Genomic DNA, 25,805 nt, shown 5'->3' on the forward strand with positions numbered 1-25,805 from the left:
GCCTTGCTGATCTCTAAAGCTTTTTTCTTCGGACAGCGTCACCAGAATCCTCTGGCAAAGTGAGGTGATTTTCAGAAACGTCCGGACCTGCTGGACTCGCACCATCTCCAGCTCGCTGAAGGCGTCCATTTCGTACTCTTCTCACATGCGCTTTTGCTTGTTCGAAGGTGTTCTGACCTGCTAGAGGACCAGATCCCCTTCTTAAGGCCTATGGTAAAGGTGAAAGGTAAGAAGAGTCAATCCGCATGAAAGCCGAGGGCCGAGAGCAAAAGACCCTGAACAGGAAGATGGAAAGAATTGGCAAAAGATCAGGCCACACACGGACAGAGCACCATCAAGAAAACAGAATCAGCATGCCACAAGCTGAAGTCATGGCTGGTTTTGAGCTCTTGGCCCTCGGCATCACTCCCTATCAGCCCCCGCTCATCCCCACCCCGTACAATGACCATTGGAGAGGTCCGCACCTCCCGAACCCCAAAACAATCCAGTCTTTCCATCTCCAGACTGTCCTTTACACAGGTACAGATGTCCTTTTCTGGGGTGGTATCTTCTGCGTGAAGGCCGTCTGATTGGGGCGGCCCGGGACACGCAAGGTGGGCGGTTTCAGTCACCCTTCAGGAGGCAGGTCTTGTGATAGACTCTGCTTGAGGTGGCACCTGGCTGCCACGCCTCCCCCCAAAACTCAGCAATCAATGATCCGTCAGCCGTTGACTGACACAACCATGAAACAGTTGATGGAAGACTGGGCCAGAAGGAAACAATGAGAAAACAGCACAAGACCGACGACAGCCTGAAATTCCAGGACCTTCAGAGCAAACTGCTTCCTGAGTTGCACCTGCTGGCAACCCAGGTGGGCATCGACAATTACCGCAAACTCAAGAAAGACGAACTGGCCATTGCCATTCTGGAAAAGCAGGCGGAGCAGGACGGTTTCCGTCTGGCCCGGGGCTTTCTGGAGATTTCTCCTGATGGTTACGGTTTCTTGCAGGACAACCTGCTGTCCACCGAATCCCGCAGTGTGATTGTCAGTGCAGGCCTGATCAAGCAGTTCCAGCTTCGCACCGGAGACAAGATTCTGGGCCGTGCCCGTCCTCCCCGCGAGAACGAGCGTTACGGCACCCTGATGCGGGTGGAGGCCGTCAACGGACTTGATCCCCTGACAGCTTCTCGCCGCCCCAAGTTTGATGACCTGATCCCCACCTTCCCGGACCGTCAACTGGTGCTGGAAGACCCCACCATGGACGATAACCTCGCTCTTAGGGTGATCGATCTGCTGGTGCCGATTGGCCTGGGTCAGCGTGGTCTGATTGTGGCCCCTCCCAAGGCCGGTAAGACCACCCTGATGAAGAAGATCGCCAACAGCATCGTCAAGAACTATCCCGAAATCACCGTGATGGTTCTGCTGGTGGACGAGCGCCCCGAAGAAGTGACCGATTTCCGTGAATCCGTGAAGGGTGCACAGGTTGTGGCTTCCACTTTTGATGAGCCCCCACAGAACCACGTGCGTGTGGCCGAGTTCGTCCATGAGCGTGCCCGTCGCATTGTGGAAGAGGGTGGGCATGTGGTGATCCTGCTGGACTCCATCACCCGTCTGGCCCGTGCCAACAACCTGGTGACCCCTCCCACAGGCCGCACCCTCTCCGGTGGTCTGGATTCCAACGCCCTGCACTGGCCCAAACGTTTCCTGGGTGCAGCCAGAAACATCCGTGGTGGCGGAAGCCTGACCATTCTGGCAACGGCTCTGGTGGAAACCGGGTCTCGCATGGATGATGTGATCTTCGAGGAGTTCAAGGGAACGGGCAACATGGAACTGGTGCTGTCCCGTCGCCTGGAAGAGCGCCGCATCTTCCCTGCACTGGACATTCTGAAGTCCGGCACCCGCAAAGAGGAACTGCTGCTGGCCCCTGAAGTGCTGCACAAAATGTGGCTCCTGCGCAAGGTGATCAGTGAGATGGACCCTGCCGAGGCCATGGACATGTTGCTCAACCGCATGTCCAAGACCCGCAACAACGCCGAGTTCCTGTCCACACTGGCAGGGGCAGGCGCATAACCAGCCAGACAAGAGTCTTACAAACAGGCCTCTGCACTGTGGTTTTTGCCGCAATGCAGAGGCTGACTTTGACCTTTTTAAGCATTTTCGCTTAAATGTTGAAGTCAAATTGACTGAAGCCAGTCTGAGGGAAATTTGTTGCCTGACAAAGCAAACAGCTACAGCCAGCATTCAGGTCTAAAGTGAACGTTTCATGTTCTCATCTTGTGTTTTGGTGTCTGAAACACAAAAACCTTGAAAGGCCTGAAAATGAGCCTCTCATGAGCTGTCATTGAAATTGCTTAAGGCAGCCCTTAGTATGGCTTCTGGGAGGAAGAGTTGAAGTCATTTTCGAAAAACGCCCGTCGGATCACGGCGGCCGCGATTGCTCTACTGCTTCAGCAGGCGGTTGCAACACCTCTGGTGTTCCCCTACAACTTCCGTACTGCGACCAAAACCATCTCCGTCAAATCTGTGGAATCGACGGTTGAGCGTGGGTCTGCCATCGTTCGCATTCAGCCCGGAGATTCCCTCACCCAGATCGCAGCCGATTACGGGGTGCGTGTCAAATCCATCATGTGGGCCACAGGCATCAAGAAAGACCAGCTCAAACCTGGAATGCTCGTCCGGGTTCCGCTGGTGGCCGTGGTGGAAAACAACATCACCAAATTGCCCCCCGGAGTGTTTGTGCACGAAGTGGAATCAGGGGAGACCCTCTCCACCATTGCCCGGCGCTACGGCCTGTCGATCATCGAACTGATCAGTGCCAATCCCTACACTTCCAGTCTGGACCGCATGAAAGAAGGAGACAGGCTCTTCATTCCCAGTGCCCAGCGGGGTCTGATTGTCAAAATCAAACCCGGTCAGGACCTGGTGAGCCTTGCAGAATTCTACGGTGTGGATGTGGGACAGGTGGCCAAGGCCAACAATGCCACCCTGCCCTCCGACCTCTCTGAAGGCGACTATGTGCTCCTCCCGGGCGTGATGGCTGAAGGAACCCTTGAAGCCCTCAACACCCGCCGCCAGAACGAAATCGAAAACCGCAAGAAACGCGAGCTTCTGGAGCGTTACCAGCGTTACCTCGTTTTCGTGAAGCGCAAGAAACAGCAGCAATACGAGCGTTATCTGGCATTCCTTGAAGAGAAGAAGGAGCGCAAGGCCAGAGAGGCTGAACTGGCCAAACAGCAGGCCATCGAAGAGGCCAGACAGCAGGCCATTGCCCGTGAGCAGGCTCGCAAAGCGGAAGCCAGAGCAGCAGTCCTGGCCAAACAACGCCAGCAGCAGCAGGCCGCCCTGGCCCAGCAGGCCAGAGCCGCCAGACGCAGCACCAGCAAAACAAGCGTGGTGCGCACCTCTTTTGATTCCAAACCTGCAGCCTCAACAGGCTTCCAGTGGCCCATGCGCAGCTTCACCATCACCAGTGGATACGGCAGACGTGGGTTCTGGATTGGTTCCAGCAACTTCCACACCGGTGTGGACATGGGTGCACCCACAGGTACACCCATTTATGCTGCCTCAAGTGGTCGCATCACCGCTTCGGGCTGGGGAAGTTACGGTATCAATGTTTTTGTCTCCAATGGTAATATGAGGGTCATCTACGGACACATGAGCCGCACTGCAGTGCAGGTCGGGCAATATGTAGACCGTGGAGATTTGCTCGGGTATGTGGGCTGTACAGGCATTTGCACCGGACCCCACCTGCACTTTGAAGTGCAGATCGGCGGAAGCCACGTGAATCCTTACAACTACCTGCCCTGAAATCTGCACCATTTTATCTACAGATGTCCACGGGGTGATCATGCAACGCATTTTGCTGGTAGATGATGAAGAACAAATTCTGCAACTGCTGGAGATGTTCCTGGAGATGAACGGGTACCGTCCGGTGCTCGCTCACTCCAGGCAGGAAGCCCTCCGTCAGGTGGCCAGCAATGACATTGATCTGGCCATTCTGGATGTGTGCCTGGATGATGCCAATGGTTTCGATCTGGGCCGAGAGATCAAAGCAGACCACCCACAGCTTCCTCTGGTCTTTCTGACTGGACTCAGTGCCGAGAAAGACCGGGAGACAGGCCTCAGCATTGGGAATGCATACCTGGTCAAACCTTTTCAGCCAGATGTGCTGCTGAACGTCATCCAGCAACAGCTTTCCAGTTCACCTGCTTAAACTGGTACCTAAAAAGTCTGAAAACTGGTTCTTCTAAAGAACCAGTTTTTTCTTTAACATGCAAGACATGGAAAAAGGCACCTTACCCATCAAAACCGGTTTCGCAGAAATGTTCAAAGGCGGCGTGATCATGGACGTGGTCACCCCCGAACAGGCCATCATTGCAGAACAGGCCGGAGCCACTGCCGTCATGGCCCTTGAGCGCGTTCCTGCAGACATCCGTGCAGACGGTGGCGTTGCCCGCATGAGTGACCCCAAAATGATCAAAGGCATCATCGAGGCGGTCTCCATTCCCGTGATGGCCAAAGTGCGCATCGGTCACTTCGTGGAAGCCCAGATCCTGCAGGCCCTGGGTGTGGACTTCATCGACGAATCCGAAGTGCTGACCCCCGCAGACGAGTCCTACCACATCTTCAAGCACGACTTCAAAGTGCCCTTCGTGTGCGGAGCAAAAAACCTCGGGGAAGCCCTGCGCCGCATCGGTGAAGGTGCCGCAATGATCCGCACCAAAGGCGAAGCAGGCACCGGCAACGTGGTGGAAGCTGTGCGCCATGCCCGCACCGTTCTCGGTGAAATCCGTGCCATCCAGACCAAGCCCGTTGAGGAACTCATGACTGTGGCCCGTGACCTCCAGGCTCCCTATGAACTGGTCCGTTACATCCACGAGCACGGCAAACTGCCTGTTGTGAACTTCGCCGCAGGTGGCGTGGCCACCCCAGCAGACGCTGCCCTGATGATGCAACTGGGCCTCGAAGGTGTGTTCGTGGGCTCCGGCATCTTCAAATCCGACAACCCCGAAAAACGCGCCCGTGCCATCGTGAAGGCCGTCACCCACTACAACGACGCCGACATCCTGGCCGAAGTCTCCGAAGACCTCGGGGCACCCATGACTGGCATTGGCATCGATGAAATCATCGAAGCCGACAGAATGGCAAAACGGGGCTGGTAAGACCCTCTTGGTGGGCGTTGCACGTTGCGCCCCTACACCTGGGTGCTAACGTAGGGGCGCAGCGTGCTGCGCCCTTCTTTGCTGGAGGAACCACATGAAAATCGGCGTTCTGGCCCTGCAGGGGGCCTTTCGTGAGCACAGACAGATGCTGGAAAAGCTGGGGGTGGAGGTCACTGAGGTCCGGCTCCCGAAACATCTTGTAGGTTTAAGTGGACTGGTGATTCCCGGAGGGGAGTCCACCACCATGGGCAAACTGATGATGGATTATGACCTGAAAGAACCCATCCAGAAGTTTTATCAGGAGGGTGGGGCCATTTTCGGGACCTGTGCCGGGGCGATCATGCTGGCCAGTGAGATTGAAGGGCAACCGAAGCACATCCAGGGCAAACAGCCCTCCCTGGAATTGATGGACATCACCGTGGCCCGCAATGCTTTCGGGCGTCAGGTGGACTCCTTCAAAGAACCCCTGACCATCAAAGGTCTGGAGAGCAGCTTTGATGCGGTCTTCATCCGGGCTCCAGTGATCACCCATGTGGGTCAGGATGTGGAGGTGCTCTGTGAGCACCAGGGGCAAGTGGTGCTGGCCCGTTCTGGTCGCCTGATGGCTGCGAGCTTTCACCCAGAACTGACCAGAGATGCCAGGGTCCACGAACTCTTCCTGAAAACTTGCGTGAAAGCGTAATCTCAAAAGTTCAATTGTGCAGAGGCAGATTTCTTGTGCCTCTGCACCTTTTTGGGTCTGCCAATTGTCTAAATGCGTATAAATGTCCGTTTCACACCATCCCTGAAGCTGATACACTACACACCGAGAGCTTGCAGGATTGGCCCACGCCAGGACTGCCAGAGCACATCAAAGCTGACATGCTGTGACCAAAGAAAGCTGGGTTTTTCAGCATCTGGCGCAGCTTCCAACGGGAGGTCTGGATGATTATCATGAAATTCGGTGGCACGCTGATGGGCTCAGCGCAGGCCATCCAACATTCCGCAGGTCTGGTGGCACATACCGTCCAGCAAGGGGAGAGAGCGGTGGCTGTGGTGTCCGCCATGTCGGGTGTGACCGACACCCTGATCAAGGTGGCAGGCAGTGCAGAAAACGGCGACATCGCCTTCGCCAACGACGAACTGGCCCTCCTGAGGAACCGTCACCTGAACACCGCCCATGAACTGGGTGCTGCTCCAGACAGCCACACCATGCTGGAAATCCGCGAACTGCTTGAAACCCTGCGCCAGACGGTGGTGGGTGTGTACCTGCTTCGCGAACTGAGCCCCAGAAGCCGTGACCTGATCGTGTCCTTCGGAGAGCGTCTTTCTGCCCCCCTGATGGCCATTGCCCTGCAGCAACTCGGTGTGCATGCCCACAACCTGACCGGGGGTCAGGCGGGCATCCTCACCGACCAGCACTTTGGCAATGCCCGTCCGCTGCCGGAGGCCTTTGATCGCATTCCTGCTCGCCTGGAAGGACTTTTTGGTGCAGGCATCACCCCTGTGGTCGCTGGTTTTATCGGGGAGACCAAAGAGGGCGCCATCACCACCCTCGGGCGTGGAGGCACGGACTACACCGCCACCATCATCGGTGCTGCCCTCAAAGCCGATGAAGTGTGGGCCTGGAAGGACGTGGATGGGGTCATGACCACCGATCCCCGCATGGTCCCTGAAGCCCAGAACATCCAGCACCTCTCGTACGCCGAGATCATGGAGCTGGCTTTCTTCGGGGCAAAAGTGCTGCACCCCCTGGCCGTGACCCCTCTGCAGGAGCACGCCATCCCCCTGCGTGTGAAGAGTGCCGCTGATCCTTCCTTCGCAGGCACCCTGATCACTGGCAAGGCCGTGCGCAACAAGCCTGTGAAGGCCGTAACGGCCATCCGTCAGGTGTCCATCATCACCGTGGGTGGAGCCCTGGTGGGTGTGCCCGAGACGGTTGCTGAGATCTTCGATACACTGGCCCGGGCCCAGATCCCGGTCCTGATGATCTCCCAGAGTTCCAGCATGGCCAACGTGTCTCTGGTGATCCAGAACGCTTACGCCAGAAAAGCCATGTCTGAGCTCAAGGCTGCTTTTGCCAAAGCGGACCTGGTGCGGGATTTTGAATTCCAGGAGAACATCGCTGTGGTCGCCATCGTCGGTGAAGGCATGCGTGGGGCCAGAGGGATTGCTGCCAAACTCTTCTCTGCACTGGCAGAAGAGGGCATCAACCTGCTGATGATCTCCCAGGGGTCTTCCGAGTTCAACATCTCCCTGGCCATTGAGGACCGGGATGTGGCCAAGGCCGTTCAGGCCGCCCACAAGGCTTTCGAACTGGAAAAAGCCGACTGAGACTCTGGATCTGTGGGGGCGGGCCGCTGGCTCGCCCTCTTTCTTGCAACAAACAATCTGGGCGGCGAGGAATCCCTCTGCCGCCCGGCATCATGTATGTGTATTGCAGGGTCCTTAAGAGAACTTTCCGGTCTGGATCACTTGAACGAGCACCGGAGGCAGGTTCCAGGCGAGAATGTCGAAGGCTGCGGCATGGAAGTCGTAAACCACTTTGTGCATCTTGATTTTGACTTCCTGCTCACCGATGTCCATGATGCACACGTCTGCTCCGGGCTCACGGTTGAGGGTGAGGCCCACCGATCCGGGATCAACCACGTACCCACCATTGCGCAATTCACGCACCATGGGGATGTGGCTTCCGCCGCAGACCAGAATCTTGCAGTTGAGCGAAGTGAGCAGGTCCTCGAGGGTTTTGCTGCCCTGAGAGAGGTCCAGGCGTCCTTCTGGACTTAAAGGACTGCCGTGGCAGTAGCGCAAGCGACCATAAGGGGTCATGAGCCTTCCGGTGGGGCTGAAGGATTGCAGATAGAGCTTGTCTTCTTTGGAGAGCACCCCTCGGGTCCATTCCAGGACCTCCTCGGAAATGCCTTTGCGTCGCTCGGCTTTGGCGACGCCTTCAAAGCTGACTCTCAGATCGCTGCTGCCCAGTCCGCAGGTGATGGAGTGGTTGCGCACAAACTCGATGCACTCTGCGGGGCTGGCTCCGTAACCTACCAGGTCACCAAGGGAGATGACCTGATCCACTCGGGAGTCCTGGATGACTCTCCAGGCGGCTTGCAAGGCGTGGATGTTGGCATGGATGTCGCTGATGAAGGCCAGTTTCATATTCCCGTTCCTTGCATGATTTTACAATATCCGAATTGATGTTGTGGTGCATGAAAATGAGTGGATTACACAATAATTACAGGACTGGACAGCAAATTTCAAGGCCCTGTTCTGAATCAAAGCTGTGGTGTAGCTGAAAAACCTTCAGTTTGACGGATTCCGACTTCAGCTTCGGGCTAGACAACCTGAGACTGGCTTCAGACTGGAAGAGCGACCCTTCAGGGGGCCAAAGAGAGAAGCCCGATGCTTCTCAGAAAACTGCGTTAAAATTTGGGGGTGTTTCTCCTCCCTTTCATTTTTCTGGCACTCAGCAGCCTGAACATCATCTGGGGCTTTTTGACTCCGCTTTTTTTGGCCTGGGTATTTAAAGTTCTGATTGACACACAGACCCGCCGTGCTGCCCTGCGCCGCATGTTCTGGGGAATGAGCCTGTTTTTTGCCATTTTTCTGTACTGGCTTCCCATCAGTTTTTATGGCCAGTATGGGATTTTTGGAGCGGTCATCTTCATTCCGCTGTGGTTCATTGAGGGGGCATTCTGGATGCTGATGGCCGCAGTGGTCTTCAACCTGAGCCGTGACCGCTACACCAGACTGTGGTTGTTGGCCTTTGGCTGGGTGCTGCTGGAGTGGTTGCGTCACCTCGGCATGTTCGCCTTCCCCTGGGGGACACTGGGGTACACATTGCTGGGCACCCCTCTGATTCAGGCCGCAGACCTTGGAGGAGTGATGCTGCTGAGCCTTCTCACCACGGTCACGGCTGCAGCCCTGGTGAGTGTGCTGGAAGGACAGTTCATTCCTGTTGCCTTGACGGCCGCTTTGTGGGTGGGCGGCTGGTTCTATGGCATCACGCGCGATGCACCCACGGGAACCCCCCAGCAGGCCACACTGGTGCAGGGAAACATTGATCCCAGACTCAAGGCGCAGGATGTGAACCACCAGATGCGGTCCATCGACATCTACAACAACCTGAGTCAGGGGACAGGGCTTTTCATCTGGCCCGAAACCGCCATTTACGACCACAATCTGGAAGAGGCGCAACCTGCACAGCTCATCACCGGCATGAGCGACCAGACCACCATCCACAACCGCGTGGTGGCCCGTGAGGTGGATGTGGCCTCCAACCAGACCCGCGTGACGACCCACGACAAAATCCGCCTGGTGCCCTTTGGTGAGTGGTATCCCATGCGTGAACAACTGGCCTCCGTCTATGAACCCATCGAGAAACAGCTGGGCGTGTACCTGGGAAGCTGGCGTGTGGGCGAAAAAGCCGAGCCTCTGGAGATGGAGGGTCAGAAACTGGGCACTTACGTGTGTTACGAGAGCGTTTTTGGCTGGATTGCCCGCCGCATGGTCCTGAATGGTGCAGATGTGCTGGTCAATGTTTCAAACGATGCCTGGTTCGGCACAGGTGCAGGCCTGAGGCAGCACTATGACATGGGACGTGTGCGTGCCATCGAGACCCACCGTTACATCCTGAGGGCCGGGAACACCGGGGTCACGGCAGTGATTGACCCTCTGGGGCGCACCCTGGAGCGCCTCCCCCTGTGGGAGGAAGGCACCCTGAAAGCAAACTACCAGTCCCTGACCGGAGCAACAATTTACATGCTGGTCGGAGACTGGCTGGTGATTGGCATCTGCCTTTTTGGCAGCATCTGGGTGCTGTTTACAGGGTCCAGGAAAGCTCGAGTGCTTCTATAAGGCCGCCTTCATCCACATGGCCCACATGGTGGTTGGCGGCAGCACGGGCTTCGTCATCGGCGTTGGCCATGGCGACTCCATGACCGACCACCCGCATGGCCTCGGCGTCGTTGTGACCATCGCCCACCATCATCACCTGATCCACTGTCAGACCCAGCCTGGCAGCGATTTTTTCAATCCCTGAGGCCTTGGAGACGCCCCTGCGGGTCATGGAGATGAACATGGCATCCGGCATGATCGGACTTCCAGCAGGGGAGAGCGTGACACTTTCAGGCATCAGGGCCATGCATTCCTGGGTTTGCTCGATGGGCACCACCCACTGGGCACGCACAGGGGTCCCTTTCAGTGCACTGAAGGGCTTGGGATCAAAAGGGAGCCCGAGCAGGTCGGCATGTTCACGGGCGAACCTGTGGGTGTCCTCAACGGCATAATCCGTGTCAGAGTACAGTTCCAGCACCCAGTTTTTTTCTTTGCCCAGTCTTTCAAACTCAGGCAGCAGTTCCTCTGGGAAAGGCACAGAGAGGGTTTCTTCCGTCTGAACGTGATAAATGCTTGCTCCATTCTGGAAGATGTGCCAGCCTTCAGGGTCGAGTTGCTTTGCATATCCCAGGGCCTTGCCAAAGGCCGGGCGTCCGGTGCACAGGACCAGATGCTGCCCCCGTTTTCTGGCTTCCCGGGTGGCTTCCCAGACTTCTTCGAGAACGGTTCCACTTGAGCCGACCAGCGTTCCATCCACATCAATGCATACCAGTTTCAACACCGTAACAGCTTAATGGATTTTGGTGAGGAAAAGGTTCTGCTGAATAGCCGAATTGATGAGTGTATGGAGTATCATGTGTAACATGATCATCTGGATCAATGGACCATTTGGTGTGGGCAAGACCCAGACTGCATTTGAACTGCATTTTCGCCTGCCAGGAAGTTTTGTCAGTGATCCGGAACAGCACGGCTTTGCATTGTTCAAAACCCTTCCACGTGAACTCAGAGGAGACTTTCAGGACCTTCCAATGTGGCGACAGACCACCTTTGAAACCCTCAGGTACCTGGACCAGAGCCACCATGGAGTCACCATTGTTCCCATGACCGTGGTCAACCCTCAGTACTTTGCGGAAACCGTGGGTCAACTCAGGGAGGCAGGGGTGGATGTCCAACACTTCAGCCTTCTGGCCTCCAAAGAAACCCTTCTGAAAAGGCTCAGGAGCAGGGGAGATTCTTCCCGCTCCTGGGCTGCCCAGCAGGTGGAACGCTGTATGGATGGCTTGCAAGATCCAGTGTTTGCCACCCATGTTCAGACGGAAAACCTGACCATTGCGGGGCAGGCAGAGACCATAGCAGAAGCCTGCGGTCTGACCCTGTTGCCTGCCCAGAAAAACCGGATTGCTCAGGCGCTGAGGAGGTTCTCAACGGTTTTGCATCACATCCGCTGATCCCTCGGCGGCGGCTTTCACGGCCAGGGGCATCACGGTCAGGCCCTGCACGAGAATGCTGAACACCACCACCCCATAGGTCAACGTCAGAATCAGTTCACGGTAAGCACTTTCAACAGGGATGGAAAGGGCCAGAGCAATGGCAATTCCTCCTCTGAGTCCTCCCCAGGTCATCATGCGCACAGTATAGGGCTGCAAGGCAAAAGGTTTGCGCAAAAGGGAGACAGGCAACCCCACGCTGATCCAGCGCACCGCCAGAACCACAGGAACCATCACCAGCAGGAGCAGGTGACCGTTGTCGGGCCATTTCAGCAGCAGCACTTCCAGACCGATCAACACGAACAGCACTGCATTCAGGATCTGGTCCGTCATTTCCCAGAACTGGTCCACGTGTTCACGGGTTTTGTCACTCATGGCATGCTGCCTGCCCTGCTGCCCGATGATCAGGCCCGCAATCACCATGGCAATGGGGCCAGACACATGTAAGGTCTGGGCCAGAGCGTACCCTCCCATCACCAGGGCAATGGTGATCAGGAGTTCTGGAATGTACTGGTCGATGCTGCGCAGCATCAGAAAAGCGAAATAACCCAGCACAGCTCCGAACAGGGCACCTCCCAGAGCTTCCTGGGCAAACAGACGCAGGATGTCCAGTGCTCCCATTGCCTCATGCCCACCATGCCCACCTCCAAAGGCCAGACTGGCGATCACTGCAAAAACCACCACGCCCACACCGTCATTGAACAGGGACTCACCTGCAATCAGGCTTTCAAGCTTTTGGGGGACTTTTGCCCGCTTGACCAGATCCAGCACCGCAATGGGATCTGTGGGAGAGATCAGGGCCCCGAACAGCAGAGCATAAATCAGAGGAATCTGCATGCCAAAGAGTCCCAGAATCCAGTACGTGAGCCCACCAATCAAAAAAGTCGAGATCAGTGTGCTGAACACGGCCATCACCAGCACAGGAGTCTTGTACTTTCTGAGCACCTCTGCATTGACATTCAGGGCACCTGCAAACAGCAGGAAACTCAAGACCCCTTCCATCAGGAAGGTCCCGAAATCGATCTGCTCCAGCACTTTCTGAGCTGTTGGAACAAGGTTTGCCCCCATGGCATTCACAGCAAGCAGGAACAATGAAGCCACCAGACCCACCAGGGTCACCCCGATGGTGGATGGCAGTTTGAGGAATTTCTCGTTGAAATAGGCGAAAAGTGCGGTCAGGGTGATGATCAGAGCAAAAGCGTCAAGTAGCTGCATGGCAATCTCCTGCGGGGTGTGAAATCGTGGCAACACAGACATTCTGGGCCGAAGGGACCAGCCCTGCTGTGGCATTGGGCAAAAGAAAAACGGAGACCGTGTGAACAGTCTCCGCCAGGCCAACATATGGAGGTTGGTCTCCGGCCCATGGCCTCATTTCTTTCATGATACCGTCTGGCAACCTGCGCTGCAAGCCCTGCAACACGCAGAAATACAGAATGAAAACCAGGAAAATGAAAAACAGGGAGGATCATCCTCCCTGTTCATGCCTACAGCTTAAGCCTGGGCAGCAGGAACGTAACCTTCCAGGGAGGCATAATCGTCCTGGAAGTGCATCAGCACACCGCTGAACAGGGTGTCAAAGGTGGTCTGGGGGAATTCGCAGAGGGTGGGGTAGAAGCCCACGTACTCCAGCCACACGTTGCCATCGTCGTCGATGCTGCGGGAAAAAGCGCGTTCACGGTTGCGCTGGTTCAGCATGGTGACCACTTCGTCACGGCGCTCGGTGTAGGTCTTCTGGGTCACGCAGGTGATTTCTAGACGGCTGGTGTCGTTGGGACCGTCAGAAACACTGACCAGAACAGCAGCGTCGCCCATTTCAAATTTCCAGCCCATGCGGATGAAGCGTTGACCATTGTTCTCCTGGACATCCAGGTGCACTTCTTTTTCTTTCAGGTACTTCGCGATGGTATCGAGCGTCAGCAGAGCGACATCAGACATGATTTTTCCTCCTAGAATTGATGGACAAAGCCTAGCACATCCTACATGATTTTGTTGAGGAATGCTCCTGCATTTGCCCCGACGTTGTGGCTGATGTTTGCCCTGCAATAACCCCGTGTTCAACCGTGGAATCTGGAGCTTCAGTTGCCTGAAACAACCCGGATTTCCACAGGTGCAACGCCCTCAGAGATGATTCCCAGTGCTTTTGCAGCAGCGATGGACAGATCAATGATGCGCTGTTTGTTGCCAAAAGGTCCCCGGTCATTGATCTTGACCCGGATGGTTTTTCCGGTCTTCTGGTGTTTGACCTCCACCCAGGTGCCAAAAGGCAGGGTGGGGTGGGCCGCTGTGAGGGGGGTTTCTTTGTCTTTGAGGCCGCCATAATACACGGCATAACCGGTCTGTAGGGCCTGGGTCTGGGCCATGCCCATCATGGGCACAACCAGCAGAAGAATGGCCAGAAGGTACTTCATTTACACCTCCGCAAAGGGAGCGTGGCTCAAAACCTCGCAACCCGTTTCCGTGACCAGCACAAGCTCTTCCAGGCGGACGCCACCCACCCCGGAAATGTAGAGGCCAGGTTCGATGGTCACAACCATCCCGGCCTGCAGTGGGACGTTGAATTGTGGACGCTCCGGGCTGAATTTCGCCAACCTGGGGTCCTCGTGAATGGCCAGACCCACCCCGTGACCCAGGGAGTGCACGAAGTGTTCTGCCAGGCCCTGCTCAGCCAGATAACCTCTGGCCACCTGGTCAATGTCACTGGTCATGGCTCCGGGCCTGACCGCCTGAAGGGCCAGTTGCAGGGCCTGATGGGTGTGACGGTACAGGTTTTTCAGCTCCTCGCTGATTTCACCCACAGGGAAAGCACGGGTGGTGTCGCTGTGGTAGCCCTGGTAGCGGGCCCCCCAGTCAAAAGTCACCAGTTCACCCTCCTGAATCACCTTTTCACTGGCGGTTCCGTGGGGCATGGCGCTCCGGTAACCACTGGCAACGGTGATGTCAAAAGCCCGGTCCTCTGCCCCATGGGAGCGCATGTAAAGCTCCATCTGCAAGGCAAGGTCCACTTCACGCACTCCAGCTTTCAGCATGGGGAGCACATGTCGCATGGCCTCATCTGCAATGCGCTGGGCTTCGCGGATCTTCTGCACTTCCTCGGGGGTTTTGATCAGGCGGATGCCTTCCAGCAGTCCCTCGGTGGGCACCAGTTGTGCGGCGTGCAGGCCGTCCAGTTGCCGGAGTTTGTTCACCATCAGGGCATCGGCTTCAAATCCAACCACCTTGCCCTCCAGCAGGGTGCGGGCATGTCGGATCACATCAATGTCGCGGGCAATGTGCTGTGGAACAAAGCACTCTTCCTCGGCCTGAACGGTGTAACGGGCATCTGTGTACAGCAAAACCCCGTCTTTGTGCAGCAGCACCAAACCGTCTTTTGGGGTGGAAAATCCACTCAGGTAGCGGACATTCTCAGGTTTGCTCACCCACAGGGCATCCAGGCCATGAGAAGTCAGCAGGTCAGTGAGTTGTTGCATACGGTAGAGTATAACCCGCTGACCCGTGCTCCCGTCTAGCCCCTCTCAGGGTTTTATCTGTCCAGCAGCCCATTTGACGGCATCACGCAGGGTGGTGCCGGGTTCGTCGGGGACAACCCCCACCCCTTCCCAGGTCTTGCCACTGAAGGGTGCAAGCTGTCCAGAAGCGAGAAAAAGCATGCTTCCGTCATTGAAGCAATACGGATAGATGGCTTCAACGTTTCCTGCACTGGTCTCCCCGAACACCCTGGCACGGCCCACACGCTGCAATCCACCACTGAAGCCCTCGGCAGCACTGTTCACATGCCTGTCAATGACCAGGGCCAGGGGGACTTGCCCGTAACTGCGGTTCCCAAGGGCAGGCAGGGGAATGGGAAAAGACCCTTTCAGGCGCATGCGCCACAGAAAACCTGACTGAAAGAACCCTGCTGCACGCATCATCTCCACGGCAAGCCCACCAGGGTTGCCTCTGAGGTCAATCACAAACGCTTTTGCTCCCTTTGCTGTGAGGGCATCGAGCGCCTCTTTTACACCTGCGCTGCGGTCAAATCCTGCAAAGTCTTCAATCAGGATGATGCCCACCCTGGGATCTTCCGCCGAGATTTCATACTTCACCAGTCCCGTGGCCCGGGTGGGAGTGGCTTGCAGGGCGTAATTCAGGCAGGGGAGGTCTCCATAGGTTTGCTTGATGGCCTTTGCTTCAATGGCACTGAAATACACGGAGTGGTTGTCTCCCAGCCAGTCCACCACTGATTTCAAGGCAGAATCTACAGAACTGGGGTCCTGGGTGACCTGATTCCGGTGGTGTTTTTTGACCTCTTCCCAGTTGTTGGAATTCTGAATCAAGGTTTGCTGAAGGCCACGGGGCGTCTCAGACAGTAAGGAAGCAGGCAGAGCCAGCGTGCGGGGCGCGGTTAAATGGGAGGTGTAGATGTATTTTTCAGTGATCATGTCGGTGATTTTCTGGAATTTGTCTAATTCTGGGCTGAAGACACCGGTCAGGAGCACTGCAGAAAGCGTTACACTGGAAAACATGCTTTCACCATAGCAGGAGAAAGCATAAGGAAAATACATGAGCCAGAATACAGATCTCCTTCTTTTGACTCCAGGCCCGACGCCCATCCAGCCTGATGCACTCCAAGCCCTCCTGATTCCCATGGTTGGACACATGGACCCTGCGGTTTTCGCGCTGAACGCGCGCATCCAGGCGAACCTGAAAGTCCTCTACGGAGCGGCGGCGGATGCGTTCACGGCACTGGTGGCGGGCACCGGCAGTCTGGGAATGGAGACTGGCTTTGCCAACCTCATTGAACCCGGCGACACCGTGGTGGTGGCCACCAACGGCTCATTCGGGGACCGCATGGTTGAGATGTGCGAGCGTTACGGTGCAAAAGTCATCGTCGTTCGTGCCCCCATCGGCGAAGCCGTGCGTCTTGAAGACGTGGAAAAAGCCCTCAAGGAACACCAACCCAAAATGGTCAGTGTGGTCCACGGCGAGACCAGCACGGGTGTCCTCAACCCCGCTCCAGAAATTGCCCGCATGGCCCAGGACATGGGCATCCTCGTGACCGTGGATGCTGTGACCACTGCTGGCATGATGCCCTACGAGATGGAAAAATGGGGCATCGACTACGCCTACACCGGTTCTCAGAAGTGCCTTTCGGCCCCTCCTGGAGTTGCCCCTGTGGCAGTGAGTGCCCGCGCCATGGAAGTGGTCCGCAACCGCAAGACCCCCGTGACCCTGTGGTACTCCGATTTTCTGGGACTGCAGGCCTACTGGGACCACCGGGATTACCACCACACCATTCCCGTGCAGCTGCACTACTCTCTGGACGCAGCCCTCAGTGCCGCCCTCAATGAAGGACTGGATGTGCGTGCCCGCCATGCTGCCGAACTGAGTGTCGCTGTGGCCCGCACCCTGGAAACCATCGGTTTCTCCCACTTTGTGAAAAACCCCAGGGAGCGCCTCCCAAGCGTGCTCTCCCTGCGCCTCCCAGAAGGCATGAATGACCTTCAGGTGCGCACCGCCCTCCGTGAAAAAGGCATCAGCATCACCGGAGGACTGGATGCCACCCGTGGCCTGATCTGGCGACTTGGCCTGATGGGCGAAGCCGCCCGCACCGAACACTACATGCGCTTCATGCGCACCCTGGACGAGATTCTGGGCCACAGGCACCTGGAAAGCACCCTCGAACAGAACCTCACAGCTGTTCACGCCTGAGACCGAAACCACCAAAAAAGCCCTCCTGGGTCACAGGAGGGCTTTCTGTTTTTACGGCACCTGTTCTCAGGCCATCTGCATTCTGGAAATCAAGGCATCCACAATGCGCTCAGGGCTTCCCTCACGGGTGTCTGCCCAGGAGAGACGGGCTTTCAGTTCAGGCAACTCGGCAAGGTGATGGATCAATTCTTCTTTTTGCTGGTGGTCCAGGATGAACACAAACCGTTCTGCCTCAAGTCGATACACGTGTAGGGTGCGCTGGGACAGGATGCGCACCACCTGCAGCACCAGCAGGTCATTGAAGGCTTGATGGGAGGTTTCCTCAGGAGACATCCTCGACACTTCCAGCAGACCCACATGGTAGGAAGACAGCAGCCGACCATAGGCATCAAGCTGTCGATACAGCTGAAAGCGGTGCGGCAGTCCAGTCAGCCAGTCCCGTCTGGCCTGGCGGTCCAATTCCTCCTGAAAGGCAACCAGTTTGACTGCACGTTCAAATTGATTCAGGAAAGCGTCCAGCAGGGTCTTCTCTGTTTCGTTCAGTGGATTTTCGAGCCTGACCCGATACGAAAGGGGAGAGGGCGGAACACTGATGTATCCTCTGAATTCCACAGGGGAAAGCCAGCCCACAGGCAGCAGGGTCTCCTCGTCCCGTCTGAATTGGCTGCCCGGAAAAAGAGCGGACAGGGCGGCTTCCATGGCAGCAAGCACTTCACGGATGCTGTTGCCTTGCAAGTCAATGCAGGCCTGGGCAAATCGGATGGTGGTCTCAGAGGGATTCTGCATGGCGGGCTCCATTGAAGGGAAAGGGCAATGAACAACCGGGTTCATCAATAAGGCACCTGCAAGCCTGACGTGCAGCTTGCAAAGGTCACCTGGATGCACCCAGTATGACAGGCAGACTCTGACACAATTATGAGCGACGCATCCGTCGGACCATCCATGCAATGAATGCAATGACCACCACCAAAATCAACACATTGAAAATCAGGCTGAGGATGCCCATGAAACTGAAAGGACTGTACCCATACCCCAGGTGTCCAAATCCAAAAAAGGGAATGAAAATGAAGCTCGGGAATCCTGGGGCACGGTATCTGGAGTTGTAAGAGGTTCTGGGGGCCACATACGGCCTGGAGGGGGCCTTATATGGAGTGGAATAACTGGGCTTGGACCTGAGGGACCTGCCAAAGCCTCCCCCAGTGCGTCTGGCTGCAAAAGCATCTGCTAAAAAGCCAAAGAACAGGAGGCCCACCATGAGCCACACAAACGAGCGCTTCATGCTTACTTATAAGCGCTCTGGTTTTCTGCTGTTGCAAGAAATTCTCAAATCTACACGGTCCATCAAGGCCTTTCTCAGATTGCTGATGCATATTACAGAATTCTGAATTCGGCTTTGTAACGCTGCCGTGAGCAAAAAAAGACAGAGGGAATACCTCTGCCTCATTCAACACGAATGGATTTATTTCAGGGCTTCAACCATGCCGACCACTCCGGCCACCTGCAGGCTTGCGCCACCCACCAATGCACCATTGACGTTGGGCTGGCTGCAGATTTCACTGATGTTGTCGGGTTTGACACTGCCCCCGTACTGCACCACGATCTGGTCAGCAAACTGGGGGTACAGTTCCTTCAATACACCACGAATGGCAGCGCACAGTTCCTCTGCATCCTGAGCGGTGGCGGTTTTCCCGGTTCCGATGGCCCACACAGGTTCGTAAGCAATCACGAGGTCATCTGCAGATTTCAGTTCCACACCTGCCAGGCTTCCGCGAAGCTGGTTGAGGGTGTAGCTGACATGCTCGCCTTTTTCGCGCTCGGGCAGTTTCTCACCGACACACACGATGGGCACAATGCCGTTCTTGATGGCCTGAACAGCTTTGGCAGCCACCACTGCATCAGACTCAAAGTGGTACTCGCGGCGCTCACTGTGCCCGATCACCGCATACTGAACACCGAGGTCTTTCAGCATGGCAGCACTGACTTCTCCGGTGTAAGCACCAGACTCATGCTGGGAGATGTCCTGTGCACCCAGGCCCACCTGAGCGTCACCCAGAACACCGCTCAGGCCAGCAAGGCTGACACTCGGGGCCATGATGGCAAGCTTGATGTTCAGGTCACCGAGTTTGTCCAGCAGTTCTTCCGCCCACTGCACGGACTCGGAAGGGGTTTTGTTCATTTTCCAGTTTAAAGCCAGGAAAGTCTGGGGTTTGGTCATGTTGGGTTCCTTTCGTCACAACAGAAGGCAGAAGGCCAAAGGCTGAAGGCAATGTTGCTTTAGCTTGAGCTTGTTGTGCCTTCTGCTTTCTGCTTTCTGCCTTCTGCAAATCTTTTATTTCACTGCTTCAACGCCGGGCAGTTTCTTGCCTTCGAGCAGTTCCAGGCTGGCTCCACCACCGGTGGAGATGTGGCTGATTCTGTCGGCCTGACCGCTCTTGTTGATGGCACTCACGGAGTCGCCACCCCCAACCAGGGTGTAAGCGCCTTGCAGGCCTGCGACGGCAGCAGCAATGGCGTTGGTGCCGTTGGCAAACTTGCTGAATTCGAAAACGCCCATGGGGCCGTTCCAGAATACGGTTTTGGCTCCCTGCAGGGCAGTGGTGAAGGCTTCAATGCTGGCAGGACCGATGTCCATGCCTTCCCACTCGTCGGGGATGTTGAAGACATCGAAGACTTCCACATTGGCGTCGTTGCTGAAGGCGTCACCTGCGAGGGTGTCGGTGGGCAGCACGATCTTGTCGCCGTACGCTTTGAGGAGTTCATTGGCCTTGTCCAGGAAGTCGTCTTCATGGATGGATTTGCCAATTTTGCCGCCCTGTGCCTTCACGAAAGTGTAGGCCATGCCTCCACCGATCAGGATGCGGTCCACTTTGGGCAGCAGGTTTTCGATCACCAGCAGTTTGTCGGAGACTTTGGCTCCACCGATGATCACCACATAGGGGCGTTCGGGCTCTCCCAGCAGGTTGCCGAGGGCGTCCACTTCCTTCTGGAGCAGGAAGCCTGCTGCGGAGGGAATGAGTTCTGCCACGCCAGAGACGCTGCTGTGGGCACGGTGGGCACTGCCGAAGGCGTCCAGCACGAATGCGTCTGCCAGTTTTGCAAATTTGGCGCTGAGTTCAGCGTTGTTTTTCTCTTCGCCTGCAGCAAAACGCACGTTTTCAATGAGGGCCACTTCACCGGGCTGGAGTTGCTGCACGGCAGCAAGGGTTTCATCGCTGTCGGGACTGCCAGCAATGAATTTCACGGGCACACCCAGGTATTTTTCCACCACAGGAGCGATGGGCTCCAGGCTGTACTTGGGATCGGGTCCGTTCTTGGGGCGTCCCAGGTGGCTGGAAAGCACCAGGCTTGCGCCCTGATCGAGCAGGTGCTTCAGGGTGGGGATGGAGGCCTCCACGCGGGTTTCGTCCTGCACCACACCTTCTTTGATCGGCACGTTGTAATCGACGCGCACCAGCACGCGTTTGCCCTGTACGTTTAAATCTTCCAGTTTCATGGTCACTCCTTGAAGTTGAAATGCCCCCCTGGGCTGAGGCAATCCCTCTCATCAAGAAGGATGTCCATCGGACAGGGGGGCAGACAGGATTAAGCTTTGTTCTGGATGAGTTCGACGAGGTCAGCAATGCGGTTGCTGTAGCCCCACTCGTTGTCGTACCAGCTGAAGAACTTCACCAGGTTGCCCATGGCCATGGTCAGACCACCATCGATGATGGCGCTGTGGGGGTCGCCCTGGATGTCGGTCAGCACGATGGGATCTTCGGTGTAGCTGATGATGCCCTTGTGGGAACCTTCGGCAGCAGCCTTGAACACAGCGTTGACTTCGGCAACGGTGACTTCCTTCTTGAGGATGACCACCACGTCACTGATGGAGCCAGTGGGGGTGGGCACGCGAAGGCTGGTGCCGTCGAATTTGCCTTTCAGGTTGGGGTAAACCTGAGAAACAGCCTTGGCAGCTCCGGTGCTGGTGGGGATGATGTTCACGCCGGCAGCACGGGCGCGGCGCAGGTCGCTGTGGGGCAGGTCGAGCACGCGCTGGTCGTTGGTGTAGCTGTGCACGGTGGTCATGATGGCTTTTTCGATGCCGAAGGCTTCGTCGATCAGCTTCATGGGTGCGCCCAGGGAGTTGGTGGTGCAGGAGGCGTTGGAGATGATGTTGTGGTTGGCGGGATCATAATCCTGCTCGTTCACGCCCAGCACGATGGAGATGTCTTCACCTTTGGCAGGAGCGGTGATCAGCACCTTTTTGGCTCCGGCTTCGATGTGCAGACCGGCCTTGTCGCGGCTGGTGAAAATCCCGGTGGACTCGATGACCAGATCCACGCCGAGGTCCTTCCAGGGGAGCTCTGCGGGGTTTCTGACGGCCAGGGCAGCAATTTTCTTGCCGTTGACGGTCAGGGACTCTTCGTCATATTCCACGGTGCCTTTGAAGCGGCCTGCGGTGGAGTCATATTTCAACAGGGTGGCGAGGGTTTTGTTGTCGGTGAGGTCGTTGATGGCAACAACTTCAATGCCGCGTTCGACGAGAATACGGAAGACCAAGCGTCCGATGCGTCCGAAACCGTTAATGCCTACTTTCATGGTCATTTCCTCCGCTGAGTAGTTTAACACCATTCCATCAGGACAAATACCCGACTTGTTTGGATTTTGGTGTCGATGTGACGCTAAATACCAGGATGCTCCTCAATTGGTGTAGAAGCCCTCTCAACAGATTAATCTGCAAGAGGTGATTTTTCTGAGAAAGAGATGGGATTTAGACCGGGTCTAAGTAAAAAATAAAAAACTCACAAGTATGGTACTCAATTCCAGGTCTCCCAATTCATGATTTCTGTCCCTTCAGGCCCTACACTGCTTCCTATGAAAAGAAACCTGATTCAGACCACCTTTGTCTCTGTGCTCATGGCTGGCATGGGCAGTGCACTTGCAGACACAAGCCTCGGTTTTGGAGCCTCCTATCAATTCCTGACGGGGAACAACAATGTGAACAACACCGGGCTTTTTGTCCAGTTTGACCAGAGCGGTCTGCTGGTGGGCAGTCGCCTTGAGGCCGGAATTCAGCAGGGAAACAATCCTGGTTTCAACCTCAAAGCAGCAGTGATGGCCGAACTGCCTGCTGCACTCGGGCTCACCCTGAAATTTGGTGCCGGTCCAGAAGTTCTCAGAGACACCAGAAACAACAGCTGGGCGGTCAGTGGTTACGTGTTTGCCAGCCCGGAGTTTGATCTGGCACTGGGATTGTCTGCTTTTGCAGAACTGTCTTACAGCAAGGTGCTTTATGCTCAGGTGCCCACACCAGATGCGTTTGGGGTCAAGGCAGGGGTGCGTTTCACGTTCTGAGGTTTCATGGCGAAAAAATTGCTTCTGAAAGCCCCTTTAACGCTGGAGTGGGAGGACCATCCCGTTCCAGCGTTAAAGCAAGACCATGTGGTCCTCAGGACCCTGAAAACGGCAGTCAGTGTCTCATCCACCCTGTCTGAATACCTTGGAAACATCCCGGTTTCCTATCCCAGAGCTGCAGGTTATGAAAGTCTGGCCCTGGTAGAGGAGACCTCCGACCCGGAAGCCTTTCCAGTGGGCATGCGGGTGGTGGCAACATATGGTCACACTGACCATCTGGTTTTGCCGGTCCATCGACTTGTTCCGGTCCCGGAACCCATCTGTGATGAAGTGGCCCTGCTATCCATCCTGGTCTGCGATGCTTTTAAAGGGGTGTACCGTGTCCGGCCACGCAGTCAGGATCGGGTTCTGGTGATGGGAGCAGGGGTGATGGGAATCTTGACGGCATGGAACCTGCTTGCACTCGGTATGCAGGTGGACATCCATGATCCATTGCATGATCGCCTGGAGCTTGCGCGACACATGGGAGCCAGACCTGTTGATCCCACCAATCAATCGGGTGGGTACACCTGTGGTTTTGAATGCAGTGGAAATCCAGAGGCCTTCTCGATGCTGCAGTCTGCCATGTCATCAGAGGGGAGAATCTGTGTCCTTTCGGATGGGAACTGGGGAAGTTTGCAACTGACCAGGGATTTTCATCAGAGGGAACTGGCAATTCTGGCCGCAAGTGATGGTTTGCGTTACCAGGACCATGCCCGCATTTTTTTCCGGGAAGTGGAAGAACAGCAGTCTCTTCTCAAACGGCTGTATGACCTCGAAGTGTCTTCTGCAGACCTGATTCCAACCTTTGAATGGCTGGCTGTGGGTCCCCGACCCCGGAAGATTCTGGTTCACTGGTGATCCCACAGTGCACTCTGTATTGCCGAAAACAAACGTGAACCTCCAAATGGACGTTTAAAGCAGGAGGAGATCCCTGATGGCCGATCAGGATTCTCCCTTATTTGGGATAAGCGTCTTGCCCTAATGTGACCACAACAGGGCCTCTCAGGGTCTCATAAACCCCTTAAAAACAGTGGCGTCATACGTATGATTTTGTAACAAGTTTGTTCGCTGCAGGACCAGAAATTTCGTGACAAACGTGTGCGTTTTTCTGGCTTCAGCTTGCTCCAGGGGAGGATCAAAGGCTGTAATCCGGCAGGGTTCTTTTTGAATTTGGACATGACCGTGCTCACATCGGAAGAGAAGGGCACCCCCCATACTGAATCTCAACATGAAACCTCATACTTCCCCCTTTAACCCTGTACAACAACAAGAAATGCAACATGGAGATACACTTAGTTCCTCATCCGTGGCCTCTTCCAGTTGCCCCAGAAGTGTGGCCTCCGAAGGCACCCTCCGTTACCTTGCACAGAGACGCACCCAGAAAACCCCAGTCGGTCCTGGCTGCCAGACCCCATCACTGGAAGGTGTGATGAACCCGGATTTCCTGGCGCTTGGCCTCGGTGGAACCAACATGCTTGCCATGCTGTGGGCTGTTGCCATGGGCCGCCGTTCCGTGGGTGTCGAAATGCGAGGAGATCCTTTCCTGGGCGTGCACTGGAACATCCGTGAGGACCTCTACCACCAGCTGGGCCTGATCGACCAGATGATGCTGGAACGTTACGGTGAATCCCGCATTCCCAGAAAAGACGATGGCACCCTGATCAGCCTTGCAGACTGCTTTTACCACCCCAGCACCCGTGCAGGGGACATCGTGGCCGACGAAGTGATCGACGGTTACGACAGAGACCAGCACATTGTCGGAACCATCCACCATGTGGAGTACATCGATGACCGCTGGAAAGACGGGATGCCCAGCCGTGTCATCACCGAACTGCAGCCCCCCATTCCCCCCATGACCCCCGATCCTGCAAAGATTCGCAGTGACATGCAAGAAGTGCTGGATGGCCCCTCCACGTTCCAGGCCTCAGCTGCTTCCATCCAACTGTTGCTTCGCAGATACCTGGAAAAGCTTGAAGAACTTGACCTCAAAATGGGCCTCTTTCCTCGGGTCCGGCTCTTCACCCACCACCGTGTGGTTCAGGCTGCAGGAGACGGATTCATTCCCCAGGCGGATGGTCGCATGCAGGTCCGCATCGAAGAGATCACCGAAATGGACTTCAAAGGCAAAATGGTCCGTCTGCGCACCCCTGGCAGTGAAACCATTGACCTCGGCGTTCCTGAGCTCTTCAGCATTGCCCAGGGATTCCACAGCAGCGATGGTGAGCGTCTGGGATTTGTTCAGCAGGATGTCATGGTGGATCACGGAGATGGACGGGGTCCAGTGGTTGCCCAGGCCGACTTCATTGCAGGACTCATCGAGATTCTGGTGGATGGTCGTCTGCGCCGCCGCATCGCCTCCGAATTCGACAAAGACGGCAATGAATACTGGGTGCGCCAGATTGCCGTGGGGCACGAGAATGATCCTGAAGTGGGCTGGGTGCTGGTTCAGGTCCCCGATTACATGACCTTCTGCCCGATTGAAGCAGGTCTGGTGCCAGAAGGCACCTGTAAAAATTCTCCCGAGTATTTCTCTGCCTACCAGATCCTGCTGTATGACTTTTATATAGAGCAATCTGCCCTGATTCTTGAAGTGGAACCCCATGAACTGAGACGCATCCAGATGGTGTACGGACCCAAACTGTTCAGCCTGATTGAACGCATGGGAGAAGATGCCCGCATTGCCCCCAACGGTGTGATCGCCGGAGATTCCTTTGGAAACGGTCACTTCCTGACCAGTGCAGGGGCCATGACCGGCATGATCGGCCACTCCTACCGCTTTCTGGAGTACTGGCAGCGCAGAGCAGAAGGCAAGTGTGTGGAATCCTCCATCCGCCTGCTCGCAGACCGCATCAAGAGTGACACCGAAGCCTGGCTCGGCGTGAGTGCCAAAGAGTTCAGTGAAGCCATCCCAATCAACTTCGGGGCAGAGCGTGGTGCACAGATCGCCGCTGCCAGTGGGATTGATCCACACAAACACGCCCACAGCATTGCTGCAGGCCGCAGACAGCGTCACTCCCTGCTTCCCCTTGATCCCTCCGACTGGAGAAGGCTGTTCCTGCGCAATGGACGGGTGGTGTCTGCCAGTTTGCCCCCCCTCAGCCCGGAACACCCTGCATTGAGGGAATGGGAGAAGGCCATGAACATGGACCCCATGATGTCTTCCATGCTGGAACCTGCGCTGGGCGACTGATGCTTTCCTTTTAACCCCTGATTTCAAGACCAGAGCCATCTCAAACTTGAGGCCCGGTGCCAGACGCCAGGCCTCAGGGAACCCGTGTGCCTTCACACACAAACCCTACA

General features: G+C 56.0%; 24 protein-coding genes. 12 read left to right on the plus strand and 12 right to left on the minus strand.

All coding sequences use genetic code 11. The features are described 5' to 3' along the window. Positions 1–760 precede the first annotated feature (760 nt). From rho to DC3_RS19295, 6 genes are all read left to right on the plus strand, one after another. On the plus strand, positions 761–2,050 hold the full coding sequence (gene rho / locus DC3_RS19270; protein ID WP_146887221.1) for a transcription termination factor Rho: 1,290 nt from the start codon (positions 761–763) through the stop codon (positions 2,048–2,050). Between the two features lie 318 nt (positions 2,051–2,368). Continuing rightward, the gene (locus DC3_RS19275) at positions 2,369–3,787 is read left to right on the plus strand and encodes a peptidoglycan DD-metalloendopeptidase family protein (RefSeq protein ID WP_146887223.1); all 1,419 of its coding nucleotides are present in this window, start codon (positions 2,369–2,371) and stop codon (positions 3,785–3,787) included. Positions 3,788–3,827: 40 nt separating this feature from the next. Next, positions 3,828–4,193, plus strand: a complete 366-nt coding sequence (locus tag DC3_RS19280; RefSeq protein WP_146887225.1) for a response regulator transcription factor — start codon at positions 3,828–3,830, stop codon at positions 4,191–4,193. A gap of 67 nt (positions 4,194–4,260) precedes the next feature. After that, complete coding sequence (gene pdxS, locus DC3_RS19285; protein WP_246130750.1) at positions 4,261–5,142, plus strand: pyridoxal 5'-phosphate synthase lyase subunit PdxS; 882 nt, start codon at positions 4,261–4,263, stop codon at positions 5,140–5,142. Between the two features lie 94 nt (positions 5,143–5,236). Continuing rightward, positions 5,237–5,824 carry a pyridoxal 5'-phosphate synthase glutaminase subunit PdxT gene (pdxT, locus tag DC3_RS19290; RefSeq protein WP_146887228.1) on the plus strand — a complete coding sequence of 196 codons (588 nt, stop codon included), beginning with the start codon at positions 5,237–5,239 and terminating at the stop codon, positions 5,822–5,824. A 242-nt stretch (positions 5,825–6,066) separates the two neighbouring features. Further along, a complete protein-coding gene (locus DC3_RS19295) occupies positions 6,067–7,455 on the plus strand; it encodes an aspartate kinase (protein WP_146887230.1) in 1,389 nt (462 codons plus the stop codon). A 114-nt stretch (positions 7,456–7,569) separates the two neighbouring features. On the opposite strand, the gene DC3_RS19300 is transcribed toward DC3_RS19295, so the two are convergent. Beyond that, complete coding sequence (locus DC3_RS19300) at positions 7,570–8,280, minus strand: metallophosphoesterase family protein (protein ID WP_146887232.1); 711 nt, start codon at positions 8,278–8,280, stop codon at positions 7,570–7,572. A gap of 276 nt (positions 8,281–8,556) precedes the next feature. Here DC3_RS19300 and lnt point away from each other — a divergent pair, with 276 nt between their 5' ends. Further along, on the plus strand, positions 8,557–9,978 hold the full coding sequence (lnt, locus tag DC3_RS19305; protein WP_146887234.1) for an apolipoprotein N-acyltransferase: 1,422 nt from the start codon (positions 8,557–8,559) through the stop codon (positions 9,976–9,978). Here lnt and DC3_RS19310 read toward each other — a convergent pair. Then, a complete protein-coding gene (locus DC3_RS19310; RefSeq protein ID WP_146887236.1) occupies positions 9,944–10,738 on the minus strand; it encodes a Cof-type HAD-IIB family hydrolase in 795 nt (264 codons plus the stop codon). The two genes, lnt and DC3_RS19310, sit on opposite strands and share 35 nt — an antisense overlap. A gap of 82 nt (positions 10,739–10,820) precedes the next feature. On the opposite strand from DC3_RS19310, the gene DC3_RS19315 reads away from it, so the two are divergent. Next, positions 10,821–11,405 carry an AAA family ATPase gene (locus DC3_RS19315; protein WP_146887238.1) on the plus strand — a complete coding sequence of 195 codons (585 nt, stop codon included), beginning with the start codon at positions 10,821–10,823 and terminating at the stop codon, positions 11,403–11,405. Here DC3_RS19315 and DC3_RS19320 read toward each other — a convergent pair. The 5 genes from DC3_RS19320 to DC3_RS19340 all read right to left on the minus strand — a co-directional run bounded on the left by DC3_RS19320 (position 11,379) and on the right by DC3_RS19340 (position 15,946). Next, positions 11,379–12,659, minus strand: a complete 1,281-nt coding sequence (locus DC3_RS19320; protein WP_146887240.1) for a cation:proton antiporter — start codon at positions 12,657–12,659, stop codon at positions 11,379–11,381. The genes DC3_RS19315 and DC3_RS19320 overlap by 27 nt on opposite strands. A 276-nt stretch (positions 12,660–12,935) precedes the next feature. Then, entirely contained in the window at positions 12,936–13,379 is a 444-nt protein-coding gene (locus tag DC3_RS19325; protein ID WP_146887241.1) for a YbjN domain-containing protein, read from the minus strand. 140 nt (positions 13,380–13,519) lie between these two features. Continuing rightward, positions 13,520–13,852, minus strand: a complete 333-nt coding sequence (locus DC3_RS19330; RefSeq protein ID WP_146887243.1) for a septal ring lytic transglycosylase RlpA family protein — start codon at positions 13,850–13,852, stop codon at positions 13,520–13,522. Continuing rightward, complete coding sequence (locus DC3_RS19335; RefSeq protein ID WP_146887245.1) at positions 13,853–14,911, minus strand: M24 family metallopeptidase; 1,059 nt, start codon at positions 14,909–14,911, stop codon at positions 13,853–13,855. 45 nt (positions 14,912–14,956) lie between these two features. After that, the gene (locus DC3_RS19340; protein ID WP_186816130.1) at positions 14,957–15,946 is read right to left on the minus strand and encodes a S41 family peptidase; all 990 of its coding nucleotides are present in this window, start codon (positions 15,944–15,946) and stop codon (positions 14,957–14,959) included. A 133-nt stretch (positions 15,947–16,079) separates the two neighbouring features. Between DC3_RS19340 and DC3_RS19345 the strand changes: the two genes are divergently transcribed. Next, positions 16,080–17,132 (plus strand): aminotransferase class V-fold PLP-dependent enzyme, encoded by a 1,053-nt coding sequence (locus tag DC3_RS19345; protein WP_307724748.1) that lies wholly within the window; start codon positions 16,080–16,082, stop codon positions 17,130–17,132. 66 nt (positions 17,133–17,198) lie between these two features. Here DC3_RS19345 and DC3_RS19350 read toward each other — a convergent pair whose 3' ends face one another. The 5 genes from DC3_RS19350 to gap all read right to left on the minus strand — a co-directional run bounded on the left by DC3_RS19350 (position 17,199) and on the right by gap (position 21,707). Beyond that, positions 17,199–17,918: a nucleotidyl cyclase domain-containing protein gene (locus tag DC3_RS19350; protein ID WP_146887252.1), complete on the minus strand. Its 720-nt coding sequence runs from the start codon at positions 17,916–17,918 to the stop codon at positions 17,199–17,201. Between the two features lie 127 nt (positions 17,919–18,045). Beyond that, a complete protein-coding gene (locus tag DC3_RS19355; RefSeq protein ID WP_146887253.1) occupies positions 18,046–18,411 on the minus strand; it encodes a hypothetical protein in 366 nt (121 codons plus the stop codon). Between the two features lie 180 nt (positions 18,412–18,591). Next, complete coding sequence (gene tpiA, locus DC3_RS19360) at positions 18,592–19,347, minus strand: triose-phosphate isomerase (protein WP_146887256.1); 756 nt, start codon at positions 19,345–19,347, stop codon at positions 18,592–18,594. 114 nt (positions 19,348–19,461) lie between these two features. After that, the gene (locus DC3_RS19365) at positions 19,462–20,625 is read right to left on the minus strand and encodes a phosphoglycerate kinase (protein WP_146887257.1); all 1,164 of its coding nucleotides are present in this window, start codon (positions 20,623–20,625) and stop codon (positions 19,462–19,464) included. 89 nt (positions 20,626–20,714) lie between these two features. Beyond that, positions 20,715–21,707: a type I glyceraldehyde-3-phosphate dehydrogenase gene (gene gap / locus DC3_RS19370; protein ID WP_146887259.1), complete on the minus strand. Its 993-nt coding sequence runs from the start codon at positions 21,705–21,707 to the stop codon at positions 20,715–20,717. A 276-nt stretch (positions 21,708–21,983) separates the two neighbouring features. Here gap and DC3_RS19375 point away from each other — a divergent pair, with 276 nt between their 5' ends. The 3 genes from DC3_RS19375 to DC3_RS19385 all read left to right on the plus strand — a co-directional run bounded on the left by DC3_RS19375 (position 21,984) and on the right by DC3_RS19385 (position 25,695). Then, positions 21,984–22,463, plus strand: a complete 480-nt coding sequence (locus tag DC3_RS19375) for a hypothetical protein (RefSeq protein ID WP_146887261.1) — start codon at positions 21,984–21,986, stop codon at positions 22,461–22,463. A 6-nt stretch (positions 22,464–22,469) separates the two neighbouring features. Beyond that, positions 22,470–23,363, plus strand: a complete 894-nt coding sequence (locus tag DC3_RS19380) for an MDR/zinc-dependent alcohol dehydrogenase-like family protein (RefSeq protein WP_146887263.1) — start codon at positions 22,470–22,472, stop codon at positions 23,361–23,363. A gap of 448 nt (positions 23,364–23,811) precedes the next feature. Next, entirely contained in the window at positions 23,812–25,695 is a 1,884-nt protein-coding gene (locus tag DC3_RS19385; protein WP_186816132.1) for an FHA domain-containing protein, read from the plus strand. The last annotated feature ends 110 nt before the right edge of the window (positions 25,696–25,805 follow it).

Origin of the sequence: Deinococcus cellulosilyticus NBRC 106333 = KACC 11606 (genome assembly GCF_007990775.1) — a bacterium.
Lineage (GTDB): Bacteria > Deinococcota > Deinococci > Deinococcales > Deinococcaceae > Deinococcus_C > Deinococcus_C cellulosilyticus.